Raw genomic sequence first — 21,688 nt, 5'->3', positions numbered from 1 at the left:
GGTGTCTGTTCTGTCTGTTGCTTCTGCTGGCCATCACCGAGTTGGCCGCGCGCGGCTACGGCGAGTATGCGCTGGCTGCATTACCCGCCTGGGCGCTCGTCGCCCGGGTGGGCATGCCGCGGCCCAGGGACCGCTGGCGTCTGGAGATTCATGCGCAGCAGTGTTGGCTGAGCGGCCCCTGCTGCAGCCGTCTGGCGCCGGTCGCTTTTGAACCCCATGCCGTCCTGCTGCCGCGTGTCTGCGTGCTGGTCTGGCTGCGGCTAGGCAGTCGCCGGCGACACTACCTGTGGCTCTGGGCGGCAGATTTTGATGACGCCGACTACCGCGCACTGCGCCGCTGGTGGCTTGTCTACCGCCCTCGCGAGGAGCGTTTCCGCTAACGGATGAAGTGTGCGAGATCGGCCTTGAAGCTGGCCATGGAGGGAGGGTGCAGGTACATCATGTGACCCGCTTCGTAGTACGCTTCGCTGATATTGCCGCGCAGTTTCTCCGGCAGATCCATATGCCGCAGGAAGTGGCGGGTGGCGCCGAGTGGGGTGGCCAGATCGTAGTAGCCCTGCTGCACCAGAACGCGCATATTGGGGTTCTGGGTCATTGCAAAAGCCAGGTCCACCGCCGTGTTGGCGACGGGCTGCGTGCCCACCGGGCCAGGATGGGTGTGTTCCTGGCTCCACGCCTGCCAGAGGTCTGCCGAGGTGATGTAGGTGAGGTCAGTCTTCACCCCGACCACCTCGCGATAATAGTCGTTGAAGGTGGCGACAAAGGCCGGGCCGACGGCGGGGAAAAAGGGGTCATACATGAAGTCCTCGGCCACATGATTGATCCCGTCGCCGACAAAGCGGGAGTCGATGCGACCAACAGTTTTGCGCTGGCTGCGCAGCAATTCCTTGGCGAAGCGCGCCTCATCGATGCGCAGGTTGGCCCGCTCCCAGTAATCCGCGCTGATGCCGGTGAGTCGCTGCAGGCCACGCAGCACCTCCTGACGCGCCGCGGCGCTGGCGGCGTTGCCCTGCAACAGCAGCGGGGCGTACTGCTCCAGCGCGAAGCGCTCGGCCTCTTCAACCATCGTGTCCAGCGACTCGGGACGGAATTCGCTGACGCCGTGGTACCAGGCCGTGGCGGCAAACGTGGACAGGTAGTTCACATAGGGCAGGTCGTTCGGGGTGCCCGCGCTGCCGGCGATGTAGTCCATGTAGGGGGAGACCAGCACCACCCCGTCCAGCGCAATACTGTGGCGGTTAAGCAGGTCCCATGCCACACCGCCGCTGCGTATGCCGCCGTAGCTCTCCCCAAGCAGATACTTGGGAGACGTCCAGCGGCCGTTTGCCGTAATGTAACGCGCGATAAAATCTGAGACTGTCTGGATATCCTTGCTGACGCCCCAGAAGTCTTCACCTTTGCCTTTGCCGACGGCGCGTGAGAATCCGGTGCCGACGGGGTCGATCATGACCAGGTCGGCCCTGTCGAGAATACTGTATTCATTGTTGGTGTAGCGAAAGGGGCCCCGCGTGCTGAATGCGGTGTCCTCAACCACGGTGCGCTGTGGCCCGAGTATGCCCATGTGCAGCCACATTGAGGCGGAGCCGGGCCCGCCGTTGTAGGCGAAAAGCAGCGGGCGGCTGCGTTTGTCTGTGTCTGCCCTCACGTAGGCGGTGTAGCCGTAATGGGCGATCACCTCGCCGTCATCATTTTTCATCTCCAGCGTGCCGGCAGTCGCGCGATAATCGATGTGCTTGCCGTCGATTCGCACCCGTCCGCTGCTTTCGGCGTGCAGCGGTGGCGGGACAGGCAGTGCTGCTTCGGCCGTGTCGTCGCTGTCATCGGCGGTGACAGGCGGTGGGGTCAGCAGCAGGACGGCACCAAAGCACAGCGGTGCCAGCAGCGATCGCAGCGTCATGTAACTGGAGGGCATGTGGTCTTCCTCGGAAATGGGCGGGCGTAGGGTATCAAGTCCTGTACCGCACGCAAGGGTGACCCCGCTGGCCTCGAGGCCGCTGCGTGAGCGGACAGCCGGGGGCGCTGCGGGTTTGGGTATTTGTGCCTCGCCGGGGTCATTGCGCTGGTGTAGTGGCATCGCGAGGTGCTGTCGTGCGCTAATACGGGCCCAGTTTTTGATAGGGCAATAACATGATAACGCGTAATCCGACTCGCGCCTGGCGGCATCTGCTTGCGATACTGTTCCTGCTGGGGGCAGGCTCGGTGGGCGCGGCCGGCCAAAAACCCAACATCCTGGTGATCTGGGGGGACGATATCGGCTGGTCCAATCTCAGTGCCTACCATCAGGGTATGCTCGGTGGCAGTACGCCGAATATTGACCGGATTGCGCAGCAGGGCGCGCGCTTCACTGACTACTACGGCGAGCAGAGCTGCACCGCCGGACGATCCGCGTTCATCACCGGCCAGCACCCCCTGCGTACGGGGCTGCTCAAGGTGGGGATGCCGGGCGCAGAAATCGGCCTGCAGGCTGAGGACCCCACCATTGCGGAACTGCTCAAACCACACGGCTATGCGACCGGCCAGTTCGGCAAGAACCACCTTGGAGACAAGGACGAGTTCCTCCCCAGCAATCACGGTTTTGACGAGTTCTTCGGCAACCTCTACCACCTGAACGCCGAGGAGGAGCCGGAGACGTATTTCTACCCGAAGGACCCGGAGTTCCGTAAACGTTTTGCGCCCCGCGGTGTGATTCGTTCCTATGCCGATGGCCGCATTGAGGACACCGGTCCCTTGAGCCGCAAGCGCATGGAAACGGTGGACCAGGAGTTCACCGATGCCGCAATTGATTTCATGAGCCGCGCGCAGCGCGATGAGAAGCCGTTTTTTGTCTGGTTCAATGCCACGCGCATGCACAACTGGACACGGCTGGCACCGAAGTGGGACGGCGCATCCGGTTACGGTTTGTACGCGGATGGCCTGATGGAGCACGACGATCACGTCGGGCAGCTGTTGGACACCCTGGACGCGATGGGCATCGCCGACAACACGATCGTGATCTACTCGACGGATAACGGTGCGCAAACCAATACCTACCCGGACGGGGGTGTTGAGCCGTTTCGCGGTGAGAAGGGCTCTACCTGGGAAGGGGGCTTCCGGGTGCCGGCAATGATCCGCTGGCCTGGTGTGGTCCAGCCGGGAACCGTCATCAACGATATCTTCTCCCACCTCGATTGGCTGCCCACGCTGCTGACCGCCGTGGGTGAATCTGATATCAAGGATAAGCTGCTGCGTGGACATCGTGTGGGCAACAAGACTTTCAAGGTGTATCTCGACGGCTACGACCAGACGGAATTGCTGGCTGGCACGGGCCCCGGCAAGCGCAACAATCTGTTCTACTTTGACGACAACGCCAACTTCAACGCCTTGCGCTGGGGCGACTGGAAGCTGCATTTCGCCTGGGCAATGCAGGGCTGGAGCGGCCCGCGCGAGGCGCTGAACTTCCCGCGCATCATCAACCTGCGCAGCGACCCCTACGAAACGTCCATCGATTCCGGCCTGTACTCGCGCTTCTTTGCCGATCAGCTGTGGTTGTTTGTGCCGGTGCAGCAGGAAGTCGGCAAGTGGCTGGCCACGTTCCGCGAATTCCCGCCGCGGCAGCCGACGGCGAGTTTCACGATTGACCGCATCATGCAGCAGATGCAGCAAATGCAGCAGATGCGCGCCACCGCCGCGCAGGCGGCCGGCGGCTGAGCAGGCGCTGAACTCGGGCCTGCCTGAGCGCTATCCCCTGCGGCGAGCCCGAGCCGCGCTTGCGTTTCGGGCCCGCCCTGCCCGTAGCTAGTGCAGCAGGGCTTCGCAGATGTCGGCGAAGGTGCGTGCCTGGATACGATCCTGGTAGTCAACCTGCAGGCGGCGGGCAATCTGTCGCGCATCCAGCAGGCCGCGCAGGCTCACGCCGTCGTTGGCAATCACCATCAGGTAGTCCTGGCCAAGGTGCTGCATGGTCTGCAGAATCCTGCCGACGTTGGCGTGCAAGACCTGGTCGTGACGTACGCCCTGCAGTGCTGAGCACGGTGTCATCACATCGCCCACCGTCAGGTCCTGGCGCACCTTGCCGGTGGCGACAGCCACCTGCATGAGCCGCGATGAGACCAGGTCACGGCGGGTGATAATGCCTTTCAACTGTTCATCCATGTTGATGACCAGTTTCAGGCTGGCGTGCTCGCGGTCCAGCAGCATCAGGGCTTCGGCAATGCCGGTATTGCTTTCCAGCAATGGAGGCGCGGTAAAGTCAAAATCCAGCAGGGCTTTACTGGCCGGGCTGGAAAGCTGCAGATCGCGCGGCAGTTCGGGCTGGTGAATGCGTTTGACCTCGGTCAGCGGCAGAGTGTGCAGTGATTTGTAAGCGTCCATGGAATATCTCCCTAGGCACACGCGATGCGTGGACCTTGTTGTGTCAGAAAAAAGGGTGACGGAGAGATTCAACGAACGGGGGGCGCCCTGGGGTTGTGGGGGGGATAGGGGAGTGCACTCGCCGGTCGGCGCAGGGCACCGCAGGCAGCAACGTGGTATCCGGTATCGAGCGACTCGGCCAGTGCGCGACCGGGCAGTGCCGGCTCGCTTTTGCTGTCCTCGAACAGCGAGGTATCGATGACATCGCCGTAGCTTGCCAGGCCGGCTCCGGGGTCGCTCGCCGCAGCCACTGAACTCAGGGCGCTACCGAGAGCGCAGGCGAGCAGGAAAAGCAGGGGAGCCAAGCCCTTCAGCCACCACCTGTTTGCTCTGTGAACGCCCTGCATCGGCCAACACCCCTCAGCTACCGACAAAACGTTACACCCGATGGCGAGCGTGCCCGCAGCGGGAATTACGGTATTAATACAGGTTTCTCCGCGCGGTGGACGGTTGGCGCAGCGCGCTTCAGCGGGCGATGGACGGCGTGTCAGCGCCCGGTGCCTCCGGCGTGAGTACGGTGTCCTCTGCCCGCTCGAGCAGTTCGGGGTAGTCGAGGGTGTAGTGCAGGCCTCGGCTTTCTTTGCGTGCCTGCGCGCAACGGATCATCAGTTCCGCGACCATCGCCAGATTGCGCAGTTCGAGCAGGTCATTGCTGACCTTGTAGTTGCTGTAATACTCGTTGATTTCATCCTGCAGCAGCCGGATGCGATGCTCGGCCCGGGCGAGGCGTTTGTTCGTGCGCACGATGCCCACGTAATCCCACATGAACCGCCGCAGTTCGTCCCAGTTGTGTGAGATCACCACGTCCTCGTCGGAATCCGTTACCTGGCTCTCGTCCCACGGTGGGGCGGGCTGGGGTGGCGGACACTGTGCAATGGTGGCGGCGATATCCGCGGCGGCGGACTCGGCAAAGACAATGCACTCCAGCAATGAATTACTGGCCATCCGGTTAGCACCGTGCAGACCTGTACAGGAGGCCTCGCCAATCACGTAGAGCCCGCTCACATCGCTGCGGCCCGCGGTGTCCACGATGACACCACCACAGGTGTAGTGGGCCGCCGGTACCACCGGAATGGGCTCGCGTGCGATGTCGATGCCCAGCTCCATGCAGCGGCTGGTGATGGTCGGGAAGTGTTCTTCAAGGAAGGCGCGCGGCTTGTGCGATATGTCGAGAAACACACAGTCCACGCCCAGTCGCTTCATCTCGTGGTCAATGGCGCGGGCAACAATATCCCGTGGCGCCAGCTCCGCCCGGGGATCGAAATTGTGCATGAACTGGCTGCCGTCCGGCAGCCGCAGTTTTCCGCCCTCGCCGCGAATCGCCTCGGTAATCAGAAACGACTTCGCTTTGGGATGGTAGAGGCAGGTGGGGTGGAACTGGTTGAATTCCAGATTTGCAACGCGACAACCCGCGCGCCATGCCATGGCGATGCCATCCCCGCTGGCGCCGTCGGGATTACTTGTATACAGGTAGGCCTTGCTTGCACCACCGGTGGCCAGCACCACGGCACGAGCCTGGAACAGGTCGACACGGTCGCGCTCGCGGTCGAGGATATAGGCTCCTTCGCAGCGCCCCTCATGGGTGACCAGGTCGACGGCGACCCGGTGCGGGAACACGTCGATGTTGGCCGCGGCAAGCACGCGCTCGGTGAGGACCTCAGAAATTGCTCGACCGGTGCGATCGGCTGCGTGGATAATGCGGCGGTGACTGTGTCCGCCTTCCATGGCGAGGTGGAACTCGCTTGACGCCCCGTGTCGCAGGTCGAAGTCCACACCCTGCTCCACCAGCCACTCGACACAGCGGCGACTGTGGCTGACGGTGAAGTGCACGGCCTCGGGGTTGCACAGGCCGGCGCCCGCAACCAGGGTGTCGGCGACGTGGGAATCCACGGTATCCGACGAATCCAGTACGGCGGCCATCCCGCCCTGAGCCCAGTAGGTCGAACCCTCATTGAGGTCTCCCTTGCAGACCAGGGCGACCCGCAGGTGGTCAGGCAGGCGCAGTGCGGCGCTGAGTCCGGCAGCGCCGCCGCCAATGATCAGGACATCGTGTTGCAGGGACGTGGCGGACATAAGTGGGTGCTTGCTGCCTCAGGATGTGAAATATATTATGTTGCTCAATAACTTACGTAACACAGTTTAGAGCAGGTCACCGGGATGGCGAGTATAAACGAGGTATCCCGGATTAAGGAAATACACCATTGTGGAACTTTTTGGGCAACAGCCCCTCTTACAGGCATCGTGGCGTGAGTGTGATTGTCCAAATTGTGGTCGCTACCGGGCCGCCGGTTCGCAGCAGTGAAATGCTGGCATTGAGCAGGAAAGGAGTCACGGAGTGACAGCGGCAGAGACCGACCAGCAACTCGTGGCGCGTGTACAGAAGGGCGATTTGCGGGCATTCGATGTGCTGGTGCTGAAATACCAGCACAAGATTTTCAGCCTGATCAGCCGTTATGTGCATGACGCCGATGAAGTGCAGGACGTGGCGCAGGAAGCCTTTATCAAGGCCTACAGGGCGCTGCCGCGGTTTCGTGGCGACAGCGCGTTTTATACCTGGTTGTACAGGATAGCGATCAACACGGCGAAGAATCATCTTGTGGCTCGTTCGAGGCGGCCACCAGGTTCCGATGTCGAGATCGATGATGCGGAATATTTTGAAGGCGGCGCCGCGCTGCGTGAGATTGAGACACCCGAGAGCGCACTTTTCGGTGAAGAGCTCAAGCAGGTTGTCGATCGGGCCATTGCGGAATTGCCGGATGATTTGCGCACCGCGGTAACTTTGCGCGAGTTTGATGGTCTCAGCTATGAGGACATCGCGGAGATCATGGGCTGTCCAGTCGGTACGGTGCGATCACGCATCTTCCGTGCCCGGGAGGCGATAGACCGGCAGGTCCGCCAGCAGATCGATGGTGTGGCGTGACGGCAAGTGGCGCCAGAGCAATACAGGCAAGTCGGGCAGCGCAATGTGTGAACTGCCCCGCGTATTTGAAGCAACTGACAACGCCGGTACAACAGGCAGAGGATGTGGGTAATGACAGAACAACTGCGTGAGTCTCTCTCGGCATTGATGGACGACGAAGCGACGGAACTGGAACTGCATCGCGTACTGGGTGAACTTGAGCACAACACTGATTTGCGCCAGACCTGGGTGCGCTATCAGGTCGCCCGGTCGGTCATGGCAGGACAGCCAGTCAGCCACGCCGGGCTGGATATTTCCCGCAGTGTCAGCGCTGCCCTCGCGGCCGAAGCGGGCGCAGGAGAGCGCCGTCCCGGTCTGCGCGAGCGCTGGCTGCGGCCGCTGGCCAGTCTCGCGGTAGCCGCCTCCGTCACGGCGGTGGTTGTGCTGGGGGGGCAGCAACTGTACCAGGCGGGAAGCCCGGACGCCGTCAGCGCGCCGGTCGCAGCCAGTGGCGTTTCGGCTGTGGGTTTTGTCAACACCCTTGGCGCCGTGCCAATGCGCGCGAGCTACGGCGCGCAGGCGGTTCCGCAGTTGGAGCCTGCGGCACGCACAGCCTATCGCGAGCTGGCGCGTCAACGCATGTACCAGTACATGCAGGAGCACGCGGAGCACGCAGCGCTCAATTCCCCGCAGGGTCTTATTCCGTTTGCGCGCGTTCCCCAGATCGAGGAGTAAACCCGCGTGAAGTGCCTGAGCTGGTTGCTTGCTTCCAGTCTTGTGTGTGGCCTCGCGCTTGGTGCGTCCAGTGCCGCCGCGCAGCGCGCGGCCTGCTCTGAGGCAGATGCCGAAGCCCTTGACTGGCTGGCCCGTATGGCCCGGAGCCACAGCGAGGTGGCCTATCACGGCGTTGTCACGCTGCAGCGCGGCGACGATATGCAGGTGGTGCAGGTGGCCCGCTCACTTGCCGACGGGTATTCATCTGAACATCTGACGCGGCTCACCGGCCAGGGTGCCCAGGTTATCCGCTCCCATCACCCGATCAACTGCACGCACCCGGGGGAGCGGCTGCTGAACCTGGGAGATCGGGTAGACCCGGGTGATTGTGGCCTCGCCGGGTATTACCGCTTTCAGCTCAGCCCCGGGGAGCGCATCGCGGGGCGCCAGTCGGTCAAGCTGGAAATCCAGCCGCGCGATATGTACCGCTACGGGTTCCTGCTTGAGTTGGACAGGGAAACAGCATTGATGCTGCGCGCCAGTACCCTGGGTCGTGGCGACAAGGTGCTGGAACGCTTTCAGTTCGCGGATTTGAGTTACGGTGAGCCCCTCGAGCCGCGGCAGGGCATGGAGACGGTTCACCCCGCTGCGCATCCACATCCCGATTATCCGGCCGCTGGCGCGCGACTCACGGTGCCCTGGACCGTAAGCTGGCTGCCCGGCGGATTTACCGCCACGGACAATGTCGATCCCGCCGGCTCCCGCCGTACCTACACTGACGGACTCGCGGTGTTTTCCGTGTTTCTCGAGCAGCTGCCCCGGGAGTTGCGCCCCGGCGAAGGCCTGGCGAGACTCGGCAGCTCGCTGTCCTACACGCGTGGTATGCACCTGGCCGAGCAGCCGGTGCTGGTGACGGTCATTGGCGAGGTGCCGGTGAACACCGCACGTATGGTGGCCGACTCAATCCGGGTGGTGCGCTGAATGTTGACCGAAACTGGCCGCGTCGTCGCGCTGGAGGCAGACAGCCTGTGGGTGGAGACCATCCGCCGCAGCACCTGTGGCAGCTGTGCGGCGCAAAAGGGCTGCGGCCATGGGCTGCTGAACCGTATCCGTGACGGTCAGCGTGGCCTGGTGCGTGTGCTGCCCGGCGAGTTTTCTCCCGCGGAGTACCAGATTGACGATGAAGTCGAGATCGGTATCCCCGATGAAGTCATTGTGAGGGGCTCCCTGGTGGTTTACCTGTTGCCGCTGCTGACCCTGCTGGCGGGGGCCGCGCTGGCCGCACGCTGGCTGCCCCTGGCCCCCGACCCGGCCGCCGCACTGGGCATGCTGGCTGGCTTTGCCATCGGCCTTCTGGTCGTTCGGTGGCATGCCTGGCGCCATCGTAACGACCACCGCCTGCAGCCGGTACTGATGGGCGCTCCGCTGCGCCGCACCGGTGTTGCGCAAGCGCTGCATGTAACCTGAAAAGCGTTTTTACTGACCAAGGATTGAACGAATGATCTCAAGTAGAAGCTTGTCGACCGCCTTTTTTCTGTGCCTCGCGCTGCTGGCGCCGGGGGTGTCTGCGCAGTCACTGCCGGACTTCAGCCGCATCGTGGACACCGGTTCCCCGGCCGTCGTCAAGATCATCGTCGAGCACTCCGCTGGCCGTGCAGCCAGTGGGCAACCCGATATGGAGCAGATTCCCGAGTATTTGCGGCGTTTTTTCGAGTACCGCGGCGACGTTCCCCCGCAACGCCAGCGGATGTCGATGGGGTCAGGCTTCATCATTTCCGAGGATGGCTTCATTGTTACCAACAACCACGTGGTCGACGGGGCGGAGAGTGTTCTGGTGCGCATGATTGACCGCCGGGAGTTCGAGGCCGAGGTGGTTGGCACCGACCCAAGGTCCGATCTCGCTCTGCTTCGCGTGGCGGCCGAGGGTTTACCTTTCCTGCGCCTGGAAGCGGGCGATTCCCTGAAAGTGGGCGAGTGGGTGCTGGCAATCGGCTCTCCCTTTGGCCTGGACTACTCGGTCACGGCGGGCATCGTCAGTGCCATGGGGCGCAGCCTGCCCACCGAGGAAGGCGAGAACTACGTCCCCTTCATACAGACCGATGTGGCCATCAATCCGGGCAACTCCGGCGGCCCTTTGTTTAACCTGAAGGGCGAGGTGGTCGGCGTGAATTCGCAGATTTTCACCCGCAGCGGTGGGTCCATTGGCCTCTCCTTCGCCATTCCCTCCAGTGTTGTGCGTAACGTGGTTGCCCAACTCCAGGAGAAAGGCCGAGTGACGCGCGGCTGGCTGGGCGTAACGATACAGGATGTGGACAAAACGCTGGCTGAGTCGTTTGGCCTTGATCGGCCGCAGGGTGCCCTTGTAGCGCAGATCGCCGAGGATGGCCCCGCCGCCAAGTCCGGTTTGCAGCCGGGTGATGTGATATTGCGTTTTGACGGCAAGGATATCCCTACGTCATCGGACCTGCCGCACGTGGTTGGGCTGGTCGCGCCGGGCGAGAAAGTGCCGGTAGAAGTGATGCGCGACCGCAAACGCAAGACGCTGCGGGTGACTGTAGGGGGTTTGGACGCCGATGACAGTTTCGCCCTGCGCAGCGAGCGCAGCGGCGACGCCGGGGCAGGGCGGCTGGGGCTGGTGGTGGATGATGCCAGTCCGGAAGCGCTGGAGCGGTTGGGGCTTTCCGGGGGCGTGGTGGTGCGCCAGGTGGCGCCCGATTCGGTGGCGGCGGACGCCGGCGTGATCCCCGGTGACGTGATCACCATGCTCGGCGCCAGCCCGGTGAAGGACGTGGACAGTTTTCAGCGCGCAGAGAAGCGGCTCTCCGCTGGCGATTCTGTCCCCCTGCGGCTCATCCGTCGTGGCTCACCGCTGTTCATCGGTCTGAAACTGCGCGACTGAGGCCACTCCCGCCATGCCCCCGGCTTTCCGCCGACGGCATGGCGGCAGGGAGGGCATTGGGTTACAATCTTGCGTCTTTTCGCCAGCACCCAATGACCCTGACCGAGCAACGTGAGTGAGTGAACTCAGCCACATCCGCAATTTTTCCATTATTGCCCACATCGACCACGGCAAATCCACCCTCGCAGACCGCTTTATCCAGCACTGCGGCGGGTTGAGTGCCCGTGAAATGGGTGCTCAGGTGCTCGACTCCATGGATATCGAGCGCGAACGCGGGATTACCATCAAGGCGCAGAGCGTCACCCTGAATTACACCGCGCGCGACGGCCAGGTGTATCAGCTCAACTTCATCGACACGCCCGGGCACGTGGATTTTTCCTATGAAGTGTCCCGGTCCCTCTCAGCCTGCGAGGGCGCGTTGCTGGTTGTTGACGCCGGACAGGGGGTGGAAGCGCAGTCAGTGGCTAACTGCTACACCGCCATTGAGCAGGGCCTTGAGGTGCTGCCCATTCTCAACAAGATGGACCTCCCGCAGGCGGACCCCGACAAGGCGCGCAAGGAAATCGAGGAAATCATCGGCATAGACGCCACCGAAGCCTGCCTGGTCAGTGCCAAATCCGGTATGGGTATCGAAGACGCGCTGGAATACCTGGTGGAGAAGATCCCCCCGCCGGAGGGCGACCGGGAGGCCCCGCTGCAGGCGTTGATCATCGATTCCTGGTTCGACAATTATCTTGGCGTGGTGTCTCTGGTTCGGGTCAAGCAGGGTGTGTTGCGCAAGCGTGACAAGATCATGCCGAAGTCCACACGCAAGGTGCACCAGGTGGACGGGGTCGGCATATTCACGCCGAAGCGGCTGGAGACGGATATCCTGCAGGCGGGTGAAGTGGGCTTTGTGGTGGCCGGGATCAAGGAGATCCAGGGCGCGCCGGTCGGCGACACACTGGTCAATGCCCAGCATCCCGACGTGCCGGCCTTGCCGGGCTTCAAGAAAATCAAGCCGCAGGTTTACGCCGGCATCTTTACCATCTCCTCTGATGACTATGAAGATTTCCGTGACGCGCTGGCCAAGCTGACCCTGAACGATGCCTCGCTGTTTTATGAGCCGGAGACTTCCGACGCTCTGGGGTTTGGCTTTCGCTGCGGCTTTCTGGGCATGCTGCACATGGAAATCATCCAGGAGCGGCTGGAGCGGGAATACGACCTCGACCTGATCACCACGGCACCGACGGTGATCTATGAGGTGATCAAGAAAAACGGCGAAGTCGTGCAGGTGGACAACCCCTCGCGCCTGCCCGAAGCCGGTGATATCCAGGAAATGCGCGAGCCCATCGCGCGCTGTAACATCCTCGTACCCCAGGATTACCTCGGCAACGTCATTACCCTCTGTGTCGAGAAGCGGGGTACGCAGAAGGACATGCTGTTCCTGGGAAGCCAGGTGTCGGTGGTCTATGACATTCCGTTGGCGGAGGTGGTGCTGGACTTCTTTGACCGGCTGAAGTCGGTCAGCCGCGGATACGCTTCACTCGACTACAGCTTTGACCGCTTCGAGGCGGCCAGCCTGTCGCGACTGGATGTGCTGATCAACGGCGAGCGTGTGGATGCCCTCGCTGTCATTGTGCACCGTGACCATATCCTGCACCGAGGCCGGGTACTGACAGAAAAAATGAAGGAACTGATACCACGGCAGATGTTCGATGTGGCCATACAGGCGGCGGTTGGCGGCAAGGTGGTCGCCCGACAGACCGTGAAAGCGCTGCGCAAGAACGTCACGGCCAAGTGCTATGGCGGGGATGCCAGTCGCAAGAAAAAGCTGCTGGAGAAGCAGAAGGCGGGTAAAAAACGCATGAAGCAGGTGGGTAACGTAGAGATACCGCAGTCAGCGTTCCTGGCTGTGCTCAAGGTGGACGGATAGCACGATGACCATAGATTTCCCACTGATCCTCGTGATCCTGGTGTTTGGCAGTGGCGGTATCTGGCTGCTGGACGCGTTGCTTTTTGCACCCAAGCGCCGACGGCAGCGGGATACGCTGCGTACCACTTTTCCCGGATGGGCGCAGGAGGGCAGCCGCGACGCCCTGGCCTATGACGCGCAACTTGCCAGTACGGCTGCGGAACCGGCGCTGGTGGAGTACTCCCGCTCTTTCTTTCCGGTACTCTTCGTGGTCTTTGTGCTGCGCTCATTCATTGTCGAGCCGTTTCAGATCCCGTCCTCCTCAATGGTGCCGACACTGGAAGTGGGCGACTATATCCTGGTCAACAAGTTCACCTATGGCCTGCGGCTGCCGGTGATCAGAACCAAGGTCATGGATCTGAACGAGCCCCAGCGTGGGGACGTCATGGTGTTTTTCCCGCCGCACATGAATGACACCTACTACATCAAGCGCGTGATCGGCCTGCCCGGGGATACCGTCAGCTATCGCAACAAGCGTCTCTCGGTCAACGGTGAGCCCGTCGCGACGGAGAATCTCGCCGTGTTGCCGGGTGCCGGAGCGCGCTTTCAGGTCAGCCAGGAATCACTGGGCGAGACTGCGCACCTGATGCAGGTAGACCAGTTGCGTCCCGCGCGTGACTTCAGCGTGGTCGTCAAACCGGGCCACTATTTCATGATGGGTGACAATCGTGACAACAGCAGTGACAGCCGGGTCTGGGGTCAGGTCCCGGAACGGGATATAGTAGGCAAGGCCTTCGCGATCTGGATGCATTGGGACTCCCTGTTCAGTGTTCCCAGTTTCAGCCGCGTAGGGTCTATCCAATAAGTCAGCCAGCTCGCGGGGGTGGGTATGAAATTGCGTCACAAGCAATCGGGAATGTCGTTTCTGGGAATGCTCACGGTTGCCATCATGGTGGGGTTCTTCGTTATGTGCGGCCTGAAGATGGGGCCGAGTTACTTTGAATACATGACGGTCAAGGACGTTGTGACGCGGGTGGCAAATGAACATAACCCCGATGTCGACACTATAGCCGACATACGTCGCAAGCTCGATAACCTGTTCAACACCAACCAGATCTACGGGCTCAAGCCGAGTGAAATCGATGTGTTTCGCAAGGACGGCAAGACCTGGATAGACGCCAACTACGAAGCACGTATACCCCTGTTTGGCAAAATCGATGCGGTTATCCGCTTTGATGACCTGGAAATGCAGGCGGGCGCCGGGGACGGCTCCTGACCTTGCATGGATAAGCTGGCTCACCTGCAACGCCTGCTGGGGTATACCTTCAGCGATCCGGCGCTGTTACAGCTGGCTCTCACCCACCGGAGCGCATCCGGCACCAACAACGAGCGCCTGGAATTTCTCGGCGACTCCATCCTCAACCACGTCATCGCCGAAGCGCTGTATCGGCGTCTGCCCAAGGCCCGGGAGGGAGACCTGAGCCGGTTGCGCGCCAGTCTGGTGAAAGGCGACACACTGGCCGAGGTGGGCCGGGAACTGGAGCTGGGCGAATACCTTCGACTGGGGCTGGGTGAGCGTAAAAGCGGTGGGCACCAGCGCGGCTCCATCATCGCGGACGTACTGGAGGCGGTCACCGGCGCCATTCTGCTTGACGGTGGGGTGGACGCCTGTCGCGAATGCCTGTTGCGCTGGTTTGACAGCCGCCTGCAGGGCGTGCAGCCGGGGGCGGCGCGCAAGGACCACAAAACGCGGCTGCAGGAGTTTCTGCAGGGTCGGGGGTTGGCATTGCCTACCTACGAACTGGTGGCCGTCGAAGGCGAAGATCACAACCAGCGGTTTCACATTCAATGTCGGCTGTCGGTGCCCGCTGGCGCATTCCCGGGTACCGGGAGCAGCCGCCGCAAGGCCGAGCAGGCCGCCGCACAAGCCGCGCTGGAGGCGCTGTCTGATGTCTGATGCAACGCAGACGGCCTTGCGCTGTGGCTATGTGGCGATCGTGGGGCGACCCAATGTGGGCAAATCCACGCTGTTGAATCATCTCCTGGGACAGAAGATCAGCATTACCTCGCGCAAACCCCAGACAACCCGCAACCAGGTGTTGGGGATCAAGACAGAAGACGACTGCCAGATCATTTTTGTCGATACCCCGGGCCTGCACCAGGCCGAGGCGAGGGCGATCAACCGCTACATGAACAGAGCGGCGAGCAGCGCCATCCGCGATGTCGACGTGATTGTCATGGTGGTAGACCGCACGGCGTGGACAGACGAGGACGAGTGGGTACTGCAGCGTGTCAGGCAGGCAGCGGTGCCCACCCTGCTGGTGGTGAACAAGGTTGACCTGCTGGAGAACAAGCAGGTGCTGTTGCCGCACCTGCAGGCCCTCGCGGAAAAAATGCCGGAGGCCACGATTGTGCCACTGTCTGCCTTGCGCGGGCAGAACCTCGATGCGCTGGAAGGCGAAATCCGCCAGCGCCTGCCGCACGCGACGCACTTTTTCCCCGAGGACCAGATTACCGACCGCAGCCAGCGCTTTCTGGCGGCCGAGATGGTGCGCGAGAAGATCATGCGTCAGCTGGGTGACGAATTGCCCTATGCCGTTGCAGTCGAGATCGAGGAGTTTCGGCAGGAGGGTGCAATTCTCAACATCTCGGCCCTGATCCTGGTCGAACGCGACGGGCAGAAGCGCATTCTGATCGGTGAAGGCGGCAGTCGCCTGCGCAGTATTGGCACCGATGCGCGTCGTGACATGGAACGCCTCTTCGACAGCAAAGTGATGCTGCGGCTGTGGGTGAAGGTGAAGTCGGGCTGGTCCGACGATGAGCGCGCCTTGCGCAGCCTCGGTTACGACGACCGCTGACAGGCGCTGCCAGCCCTATGCGCGTCTCTCTTCAGCCTGCCTACCTGTTGCACAGTCGCCCGTACCGTGACAGCAGCCTCCTGCTGGATATGTTCACCGCAGAATATGGCCGTGTGGCGCTGATCGGACGCGGAGCCCAACGCCGCAGCCGCGGGGGCAGCCAGGCCTCCCTGCTGCAGCCCTTCAGGCCATTGCTGGTCAGTTTTTCCGGTCGCGCCGAGCAGAAACCGTTGCTGGCAGTGGAGGCCGCCGGCGCCCTGCCGGCGCTGCGCGCTGAACGCCTGTTCAGCGGTCTGTATCTCAATGAATTACTGGTGCGGCTGCTGCAGCGACACGATCCGCAACCCGAGCTGTTCGCGCTCTATGGCACGACCCTCGGCGGCCTGGCCTGCAACCCTTCAACGGAAGCCGACCTGCGCCGCTTCGAGTTTGGCCTGCTGGATGCACTGGGTTACGGTTTCGATCCCGCCCATGACGGTCATAGCGGCTTGCCGGTAGAGCCGGGGGGCTGGTACCAGTATCAGGCTGAATTTGGCCTGGTCGCCTGTAGCGATGCAGTCACGGCGCCGGGGGCCCGTTTTGCCGGGGCCGATCTGCTGGGTATTGCCGCAGGGCAGTACGATGGTGAATACAGTATGGCGGCCAAGCGTCTCCTGCGGCACGCCCTGGCCAGCCATTTGGGTGAGCGGCCTTTGCACAGCCGCGAGCTGTTCCGCCAGTTTCGCTACGCGGGGCGTCAACAGTGATTGCCCTGGGCACGGACATTCTCGAAATCGAGCGCATTGCTGCCGTGGTGGAGCGGCTCGGAGAGCGTTTCGTACAGCGTATCCTCACCCCCTCTGAGCGCGCCGAGTACCACGCCAGCCAGCAGCCGGTGCGCCTGCTGGCCAAGCGGTTTGCGGCGAAGGAGGCGATAGCCAAGGCGCTGGGCACGGGAATCGGTCGCGGCGTCAGCTGGCAGGACATCGAGATACAACACGATGCACAGGGCGCTCCGCTGGTGGTGCTCAATGGCGGCGCGGCCGAGGTCGTCGAGCGTCGCGGTGGCCAAGGGGTGTTGCTCTCGCTGGCGGACGAGCAGGCCTATGTGGTGGCGTTTGCCGCACTGCAGTGACATGGCAGGCCGATCCGCCGCAGGACATGCCCGCGGCCGGGAAAATCGCTATACTGGCCCGCCACCCGGGCTACGGTGAATCATGTCCGACTATCCCACAATAGAACAGTGCATCGGCAACACGCCCCTGGTACGGCTGCAGCGTCTCCCAGGTGCGACGTCGAATACCCTCTTAGCCAAGCTGGAGGGCAATAACCCTGCGGGTTCCGTGAAAGACCGTCCGGCATTGAGCATGATCGCCGAGGCCGAGGCCCGCGGCGACATACGCCCCGGTGATACGCTGATTGAAGCAACCAGCGGCAACACCGGCATTGCGCTGGCCATGGCGGCCGCCATTCGCGGTTACCGATTGCTGCTGATCATGCCTGCGCACATGAGCAGCGAGCGCAAGCAGGCCATGTCCGCCTACGGCGCGGAGCTGATCGAGGTGACCCAGGCCGAGGGCATGGAGGGTGCGCGTGACCTCGCCCTGAAGCTGGAAGCAGAGGGCAAGGGGCGCGTGCTGAACCAGTTTGGCAACCCGGACAATCCCCTGGCGCACTATCGTGGCACCGGCCCGGAAATCTGGCAGCAGACCGCGGGCACGGTCACGCACTTTATCGCATCCATGGGCACCACCGGCACCATCATGGGCGTGTCCGCTTTTCTGAAGGCGCAGAACCCGAACATCCAGATTATCGGCTTGCAGCCTGTCGAAGGGTCGAGCATCCCCGGCATCCGTCGCTGGCCGCAGGCTTACCTGCCTGCAATTTTTGATGCGGCGCGTGTCGACCGGGTGATGGATATTTCGCAGCAGGAATCCGAGCACCACATGCGCCTCATGGCGCGGGAGGAGGGCATATTCTGCGGCGTATCTTCCGGCGGTGCCATCGCTGCAGCACTGAAAGTCTCCGCGGAAGTCGATAACGCGGTCATCGTCGCCATCGTCTGCGACCGCGGTGACCGCTACCTGTCCACAGGCGTTTTCGCCGCTTCCTGAGGCACGCTGCAGTATGGTTCGAGTCCGGGAGCAATCTCACCTTACACCGACCGGCGAGATAGATCTCGAGCGCTGGCTGGCACAGCTGCCGATACTGCATCGCGAGGATGACGAGAACCGCTTGCTCGAGGCCTGTCGCCTGGTACGCAGCGCCAGTAGCCGGCCTGGGCGCGATCTGCCGGATTGGGCCCACGACCCGGACTGTTTTGCCGCAGGCCTGGATATTGCGCTGATTCTCGCGGAACTGCATGTGGGTACTGATTGTCTGGTGGCCGGCATCCTGTACCGCGCAGTGCGGGAAGAGCGCCTCGCGCTTGAGGATGTCGAACAGCGTTTCGGGGCCGCTGTCAGCCACCTGCTCAGCGGTGTGTTGCGTATGGCGGCCATCAGCGACCTGAAAACACAGATTGACTCGCCGGTACTCGGTCAGCCGCACGGCCAGAAAGACAATATCCGCAAGATGCTGGTGGCGCTTGTGGACGATTTTCGCGTGGCGTTGATCAAGCTGGCAGAGCGTACCTGTGCTATCCGCGCAGTGAAGAACGATGACGAAGAGCGGCGCTGGCCGATCGCGCGCGAAGTGTTCGATGTCTATGCCCCGTTGGCACATCGGCTGGGTATCGGCCACCTCAAGTGGGAACTGGAGGATCTGTCCTTTCGCTACATCTACGGAGACGCCTACCGCAAGATTGCTCGCCTGCTGGACGGCAAGCGCCTCGAGCGGGATCGCTATATCGCCCGGGTGACGGAGGAGCTGACGCGCGTGCTTGGCGAGGCCGGGCTGCAGTTCAATATCAGCGGCCGCGCCAAACACATCTACAGCATCTGGCGCAAAATGCAGCGCAAGGGTATTGGCTTCTCACAGGTCTACGACATTCGGGCCGTGCGCATTCTGGTGCCGGAAATCAAGGATTGTTATGCGACTTTGGGGCTGGTGCACGGGCTGTGGCGCAATATTCCCAACGAGTTTGATGACTACATCGCAAACCCCAAGGAAAACGGCTATCGCTCCCTGCACACCGCCGTTATCGGGCCCGAAGGGAAGATACTGGAAGTGCAGATTCGCACTACCCAGATGCATGAAGAGTCCGAATTGGGCGTCTGTGCGCACTGGCGCTACAAGAAGTCGGATGTGCCGACTAACCTTGCAAGCAGCTACGAAGAGAAAATTGCCTGGCTGCGTCAGGTCCTGGACTGGAACGAGGTTATCGGCGACAGCGGCGACATGGTTGAGCAGTTCAGCTCGGACCTGGCACAGGACCGCGTCTACGTATTCACGCCTAATGGCGACGTGGTAAACCTCGCGCACGGAGCCACACCGCTGGATTTCGCCTATCACGTGCACACTGAAATCGGCCACCGCTGTCGAGGTGCCAAGGTGAACGGCACCATTGTGCCCCTGACTTACACGCTGCAAACCGGGGAGCGGGTAGAGATTCTCACCAGCCGTCAGGGGGTACCCAAGCGGGACTGGCTGCAGTCGGGTTTGGGCTATCTGCGCACCTCGCGGGCGCGGGCCAAGGTACAGCAGTGGTTCAAGGCGCAGGCCCGCGAGGACAACGTGGATGCCGGCAGGCACCTGCTGGAACGCGAGTTTCGTCGCCTGGCCCTGACCAGTGTGGATTACCGTCGCGTGGCCGACAAAGTGCATATGCCCACCGTTGATGATATGTACGCGGCGGTGGGTGCCGGCGACCTCGCCTATTCCACTGTGTTGAATGCGGCGCAGTCGCTGGTGGAAAAACGCGCTGAGCCGCAGTTACAAGTGGCGCGGCCGGGCAGCGATCCGCTCTCCCGCGGACAGATTCGTGTGCAGGGTGTTGGCAATCTGCTGACGCACATGGCGGGCTGCTGTAAACCGCTGCCCGGGGATGCCATCACCGGTTTTATCACACGCATTCGCGGCGTCAGCATCCATCGCAGCGACTGTGCGCGCCTGCTCGGTCTGCAGGAGAGCGCACCCGAGCGGGTGATCGAGGTCGCATGGGGTGAGTCGCCACGCGAAAACTACGAAGTGGATGTCGCTATCGAGGCCTATGATCGGCAGGGCCTGTTGCGCGATATCACCAACCTCTTCGCCAATGCGCGGATCAACGTCCTCGCCATCTCCACCCAGACCAACAAGAAAAAACACACCGCGACCATGCGCCTCACCGTGGAAGTGCCCGACCTTGGTGCCCTGTCCAAGCTGCTCGAGCGCATCAGCCGCTTGAGCAACGTGGTGTCCGTTGCCAGGGTGTCCGAGTGAGTCACGCCATGCCCGATACGCATTACACCATTGCTGACCTGCTGCGTGTGATGCAGCGCCTGCGGGATCCCGACGGTGGCTGCCCCTGGGATTTGCGGCAGGATTTTCGCAGTATCGTCCCCTCGACGCTGGAGGAGTGTTACGAACTCGCCGCCGCCATCGAGCACGGCGACTATCCTCACGTTGCGGAAGAACTGGGCGACGTGCTGTTTCAGGTGGTTTTTTATGCGCAATTGGGTCGTGAGCAGGACCTGTTCTCTTTCGAGGAGATTGTGCATACCTTGGTAGACAAGCTGTTGCGGCGACACCCGCATGTCTTTGCCGACGGCAATATCGAAGGCCGCGTGGACGCGCAGTGTGAGGTTGCCGACGTGAAACGCAGCTGGGAAGCGATCAAGCGTGAGGAGCGCGCCGCACGCTCACAGCGCGGTGTACTGGATGATGTCCCGGTGGCGCTGCCGGCGTTGCCGCGAGCACAGAAGCTACAGAAGCGCGCTGCGCTGGTGGGCTTCGACTGGCCGGATGCTCGTGCGGTGCTGGTAAAGCTCGAGGAGGAGCGCAACGAACTGCAGGAGGCTATGGCGACAGGTGACGCTGCAGCGATTGCGGACGAGATGGGCGACCTGCTGTTTACCTGCGTGAACCTGGCACGCCAGCTCGGCCTTGACGCCGAGAGCACGCTGCGCCACGCATCCGCTAAATTCGAACGGCGCTTTCGCGTGATGGAGGCTGCACTGGCCGAAGCAGATGGGCGCGGTCTTGCGGCCTTGACGGCCAAAGAGCTCGAGGCGCTGTGGGTGGCGGCCAAGGCTCGCGAATAAGCGGGGCTGCCTAAGCGGGGCTGCCTAAGCGAGGCTGCCCAAGCGGGGCTGTCTGGGCGGGGCTTGTGCAAAAACCCGCCCCTGTGTATGGTTAGGCCCCCGTTTGTATGGCCATATTGCTACGCTCCGCAGCGGCACGGGCCAGAGCTGCACGATAACCTCGAGGATTCACCTGCATGCGATTAATACTCCTTGGCGCTCCCGGCGCCGGTAAAGGCACCCAGGCACAGTTCATCACTGAAACCTGGGGCATCCCCCAAATCTCCACAGGGGATATGCTGCGAGCTGCGGTTAAAGCCCAAACCGAACTGGGAATTGCGGCGAAGGAAGTGATGGATGCAGGTGGACTGGTGTCGGACGACATCATCATCGGCCTGGTCAAGGAACGCATCAAACAGGCGGATTGCGCGAACGGTTTCCTGTTTGATGGCTTCCCGCGCACCATCCCGCAGGCAGAGGCCATGGTCGACGCCGGCGTTGATATCGATCACGTGGTGGAAATCGCAGTGGAAGACGAGGAAATTGTGGCGCGCCTGAGCGGGCGCCGCGTGCATCCCGCATCCGGTCGTGTGTATCACGTGCTGCACAATCCACCTCAGCGCGAAGGCCTGGATGATGAAAGTGGTGAGCCGCTGGTGCAGCGTGATGATGACAAAGAAGACACTATCCGTAAGCGTTTGCAGGTTTATCAGGAACAGACACGTCCGTTGGTGCAGTTCTACCAGTCCATGACGGGGCCGCGCGCACCTGCCTGCCATCGTGTAGAGGGTGTCGGTAGCGTGGAAGACATTCGTCGCAAAGTGTTCGCGGCATTGGGCCGCTGAGTATTTTCAACCGCCGCTCTCTTACCCCAGGCGCAATTTAAGCGCGCTT

The 21,688-nt window shown here is 62.1% G+C and carries 22 protein-coding genes; 18 read left to right on the top strand and 4 right to left on the bottom strand.

The window, feature by feature from the left end; all coding sequences use genetic code 11:
• Positions 1 to 17 precede the first annotated feature (17 nt).
• Entirely contained in the window at positions 18 to 380 is a 363-nt protein-coding gene (locus R3E49_RS14355) for a hypothetical protein (RefSeq protein ID WP_371295668.1), read from the top strand.
• On the opposite strand, the gene R3E49_RS14350 is transcribed toward R3E49_RS14355, so the two are convergent.
• Positions 377 to 1,912 carry a S10 family peptidase gene (locus R3E49_RS14350; protein WP_371295667.1) on the bottom strand — a complete coding sequence of 512 codons (1,536 nt, stop codon included), beginning with the start codon at positions 1,910 to 1,912 and terminating at the stop codon, positions 377 to 379. The two genes, R3E49_RS14355 and R3E49_RS14350, sit on opposite strands and share 4 nt — an antisense overlap.
• A gap of 215 nt (positions 1,913 to 2,127) precedes the next feature.
• On the opposite strand from R3E49_RS14350, the gene R3E49_RS14345 reads away from it, so the two are divergent.
• Positions 2,128 to 3,687 (top strand): arylsulfatase, encoded by a 1,560-nt coding sequence (locus tag R3E49_RS14345; protein WP_371295666.1) that lies wholly within the window; start codon positions 2,128 to 2,130, stop codon positions 3,685 to 3,687.
• Between the two features lie 87 nt (positions 3,688 to 3,774).
• On the opposite strand, the gene R3E49_RS14340 is transcribed toward R3E49_RS14345, so the two are convergent.
• The 3 genes from R3E49_RS14340 to nadB all read right to left on the bottom strand — a co-directional run bounded on the left by R3E49_RS14340 (position 3,775) and on the right by nadB (position 6,462).
• Positions 3,775 to 4,350: a CBS domain-containing protein gene (locus tag R3E49_RS14340; protein WP_371295665.1), complete on the bottom strand. Its 576-nt coding sequence runs from the start codon at positions 4,348 to 4,350 to the stop codon at positions 3,775 to 3,777.
• Between the two features lie 68 nt (positions 4,351 to 4,418).
• On the bottom strand, positions 4,419 to 4,694 hold the full coding sequence (locus R3E49_RS14335) for a hypothetical protein (RefSeq protein ID WP_371295664.1): 276 nt from the start codon (positions 4,692 to 4,694) through the stop codon (positions 4,419 to 4,421).
• Between the two features lie 160 nt (positions 4,695 to 4,854).
• Entirely contained in the window at positions 4,855 to 6,462 is a 1,608-nt protein-coding gene (gene nadB / locus R3E49_RS14330; protein ID WP_371295663.1) for an L-aspartate oxidase, read from the bottom strand.
• A gap of 262 nt (positions 6,463 to 6,724) precedes the next feature.
• Here nadB and rpoE point away from each other — a divergent pair, with 262 nt between their 5' ends.
• From rpoE to adk, 16 genes are all read left to right on the top strand, one after another.
• The gene (gene rpoE, locus R3E49_RS14325) at positions 6,725 to 7,309 is read left to right on the top strand and encodes an RNA polymerase sigma factor RpoE (RefSeq protein ID WP_371295662.1); all 585 of its coding nucleotides are present in this window, start codon (positions 6,725 to 6,727) and stop codon (positions 7,307 to 7,309) included.
• A 111-nt stretch (positions 7,310 to 7,420) separates the two neighbouring features.
• Positions 7,421 to 8,023, top strand: coding sequence for a sigma-E factor negative regulatory protein (locus R3E49_RS14320; RefSeq protein WP_371295661.1), 603 nt, complete (start codon positions 7,421 to 7,423; stop codon positions 8,021 to 8,023).
• A 6-nt stretch (positions 8,024 to 8,029) separates the two neighbouring features.
• Positions 8,030 to 8,983 (top strand): MucB/RseB C-terminal domain-containing protein, encoded by a 954-nt coding sequence (locus R3E49_RS14315; protein ID WP_371295660.1) that lies wholly within the window; start codon positions 8,030 to 8,032, stop codon positions 8,981 to 8,983.
• Positions 8,984 to 9,469 (top strand): SoxR reducing system RseC family protein, encoded by a 486-nt coding sequence (locus R3E49_RS14310; protein ID WP_371295659.1) that lies wholly within the window; start codon positions 8,984 to 8,986, stop codon positions 9,467 to 9,469. It begins immediately after the preceding gene.
• A 31-nt stretch (positions 9,470 to 9,500) separates the two neighbouring features.
• Complete coding sequence (locus R3E49_RS14305) at positions 9,501 to 10,901, top strand: Do family serine endopeptidase (RefSeq protein ID WP_371295658.1); 1,401 nt, start codon at positions 9,501 to 9,503, stop codon at positions 10,899 to 10,901.
• Positions 10,902 to 11,016: 115 nt separating this feature from the next.
• Positions 11,017 to 12,816, top strand: coding sequence for a translation elongation factor 4 (lepA, locus tag R3E49_RS14300; protein ID WP_371295657.1), 1,800 nt, complete (start codon positions 11,017 to 11,019; stop codon positions 12,814 to 12,816).
• A gap of 4 nt (positions 12,817 to 12,820) precedes the next feature.
• Positions 12,821 to 13,660: a signal peptidase I gene (gene lepB / locus R3E49_RS14295; RefSeq protein WP_290744218.1), complete on the top strand. Its 840-nt coding sequence runs from the start codon at positions 12,821 to 12,823 to the stop codon at positions 13,658 to 13,660.
• 24 nt (positions 13,661 to 13,684) lie between these two features.
• Complete coding sequence (locus tag R3E49_RS14290) at positions 13,685 to 14,071, top strand: DUF4845 domain-containing protein (protein ID WP_371295656.1); 387 nt, start codon at positions 13,685 to 13,687, stop codon at positions 14,069 to 14,071.
• A 6-nt stretch (positions 14,072 to 14,077) separates the two neighbouring features.
• Complete coding sequence (gene rnc / locus R3E49_RS14285) at positions 14,078 to 14,752, top strand: ribonuclease III (protein ID WP_371295655.1); 675 nt, start codon at positions 14,078 to 14,080, stop codon at positions 14,750 to 14,752.
• Complete coding sequence (era, locus tag R3E49_RS14280; RefSeq protein ID WP_371295654.1) at positions 14,745 to 15,653, top strand: GTPase Era; 909 nt, start codon at positions 14,745 to 14,747, stop codon at positions 15,651 to 15,653. Before rnc ends, era begins: the two co-directional genes overlap by 8 nt.
• A gap of 17 nt (positions 15,654 to 15,670) precedes the next feature.
• Positions 15,671 to 16,399, top strand: coding sequence for a DNA repair protein RecO (gene recO / locus R3E49_RS14275; RefSeq protein ID WP_371295653.1), 729 nt, complete (start codon positions 15,671 to 15,673; stop codon positions 16,397 to 16,399).
• Positions 16,396 to 16,767, top strand: a complete 372-nt coding sequence (gene acpS / locus R3E49_RS14270; protein WP_371295652.1) for a holo-ACP synthase — start codon at positions 16,396 to 16,398, stop codon at positions 16,765 to 16,767. The genes recO and acpS overlap by 4 nt, the downstream gene beginning before the upstream one ends.
• Positions 16,768 to 16,849: 82 nt before the next feature.
• The gene (gene cysM, locus R3E49_RS14265) at positions 16,850 to 17,746 is read left to right on the top strand and encodes a cysteine synthase CysM (RefSeq protein WP_371295651.1); all 897 of its coding nucleotides are present in this window, start codon (positions 16,850 to 16,852) and stop codon (positions 17,744 to 17,746) included.
• Positions 17,747 to 17,759: 13 nt separating this feature from the next.
• On the top strand, positions 17,760 to 19,994 hold the full coding sequence (gene relA / locus R3E49_RS14260) for a GTP diphosphokinase (protein WP_371295650.1): 2,235 nt from the start codon (positions 17,760 to 17,762) through the stop codon (positions 19,992 to 19,994).
• Positions 19,995 to 20,002: 8 nt separating this feature from the next.
• Complete coding sequence (gene mazG / locus R3E49_RS14255) at positions 20,003 to 20,815, top strand: nucleoside triphosphate pyrophosphohydrolase (protein ID WP_371295649.1); 813 nt, start codon at positions 20,003 to 20,005, stop codon at positions 20,813 to 20,815.
• 176 nt (positions 20,816 to 20,991) lie between these two features.
• Complete coding sequence (gene adk, locus R3E49_RS14250) at positions 20,992 to 21,639, top strand: adenylate kinase (protein ID WP_371295648.1); 648 nt, start codon at positions 20,992 to 20,994, stop codon at positions 21,637 to 21,639.
• Positions 21,640 to 21,688: the final 49 nt, after the last annotated feature.

This window comes from Haliea sp., assembly GCF_041395985.1.
Taxonomy (GTDB): Bacteria; Pseudomonadota; Gammaproteobacteria; order Pseudomonadales; family Halieaceae; genus Haliea.
This window is presented reverse-complemented; position numbering and strand designations above follow the sequence as displayed.

Excerpts from the sequence above, each read along its gene's own strand:
- nadB (WP_371295663.1), bottom strand. The coding sequence starts at position 6,462 with ATGTCCGCCACGTCCCTGCAACACGATGTCCTGATCATTGGCGGCGGC.
- R3E49_RS14320 (WP_371295661.1), top strand. The coding sequence starts at position 7,421 with ATGACAGAACAACTGCGTGAGTCTCTCTCGGCATTGATGGACGACGAA.
- R3E49_RS14290 (WP_371295656.1), top strand. The coding sequence starts at position 13,685 with ATGAAATTGCGTCACAAGCAATCGGGAATGTCGTTTCTGGGAATGCTC.
- cysM (WP_371295651.1), top strand. The coding sequence starts at position 16,850 with ATGTCCGACTATCCCACAATAGAACAGTGCATCGGCAACACGCCCCTG.
- R3E49_RS14305 (WP_371295658.1), top strand. The coding sequence starts at position 9,501 with ATGATCTCAAGTAGAAGCTTGTCGACCGCCTTTTTTCTGTGCCTCGCG.
- relA (WP_371295650.1), top strand. The coding sequence starts at position 17,760 with ATGGTTCGAGTCCGGGAGCAATCTCACCTTACACCGACCGGCGAGATA.
- R3E49_RS14340 (WP_371295665.1), bottom strand. The coding sequence starts at position 4,350 with ATGGACGCTTACAAATCACTGCACACTCTGCCGCTGACCGAGGTCAAA.
- adk (WP_371295648.1), top strand. The coding sequence starts at position 20,992 with ATGCGATTAATACTCCTTGGCGCTCCCGGCGCCGGTAAAGGCACCCAG.
- R3E49_RS14310 (WP_371295659.1), top strand. The coding sequence starts at position 8,984 with ATGTTGACCGAAACTGGCCGCGTCGTCGCGCTGGAGGCAGACAGCCTG.
- era (WP_371295654.1), top strand. The coding sequence starts at position 14,745 with ATGTCTGATGCAACGCAGACGGCCTTGCGCTGTGGCTATGTGGCGATC.
- R3E49_RS14345 (WP_371295666.1), top strand. The coding sequence starts at position 2,128 with ATGATAACGCGTAATCCGACTCGCGCCTGGCGGCATCTGCTTGCGATA.
- R3E49_RS14350 (WP_371295667.1), bottom strand. The coding sequence starts at position 1,912 with ATGCCCTCCAGTTACATGACGCTGCGATCGCTGCTGGCACCGCTGTGC.
- rnc (WP_371295655.1), top strand. The coding sequence starts at position 14,078 with ATGGATAAGCTGGCTCACCTGCAACGCCTGCTGGGGTATACCTTCAGC.
- lepB (WP_290744218.1), top strand. The coding sequence starts at position 12,821 with ATGACCATAGATTTCCCACTGATCCTCGTGATCCTGGTGTTTGGCAGT.
- recO (WP_371295653.1), top strand. The coding sequence starts at position 15,671 with ATGCGCGTCTCTCTTCAGCCTGCCTACCTGTTGCACAGTCGCCCGTAC.
- mazG (WP_371295649.1), top strand. The coding sequence starts at position 20,003 with ATGCCCGATACGCATTACACCATTGCTGACCTGCTGCGTGTGATGCAG.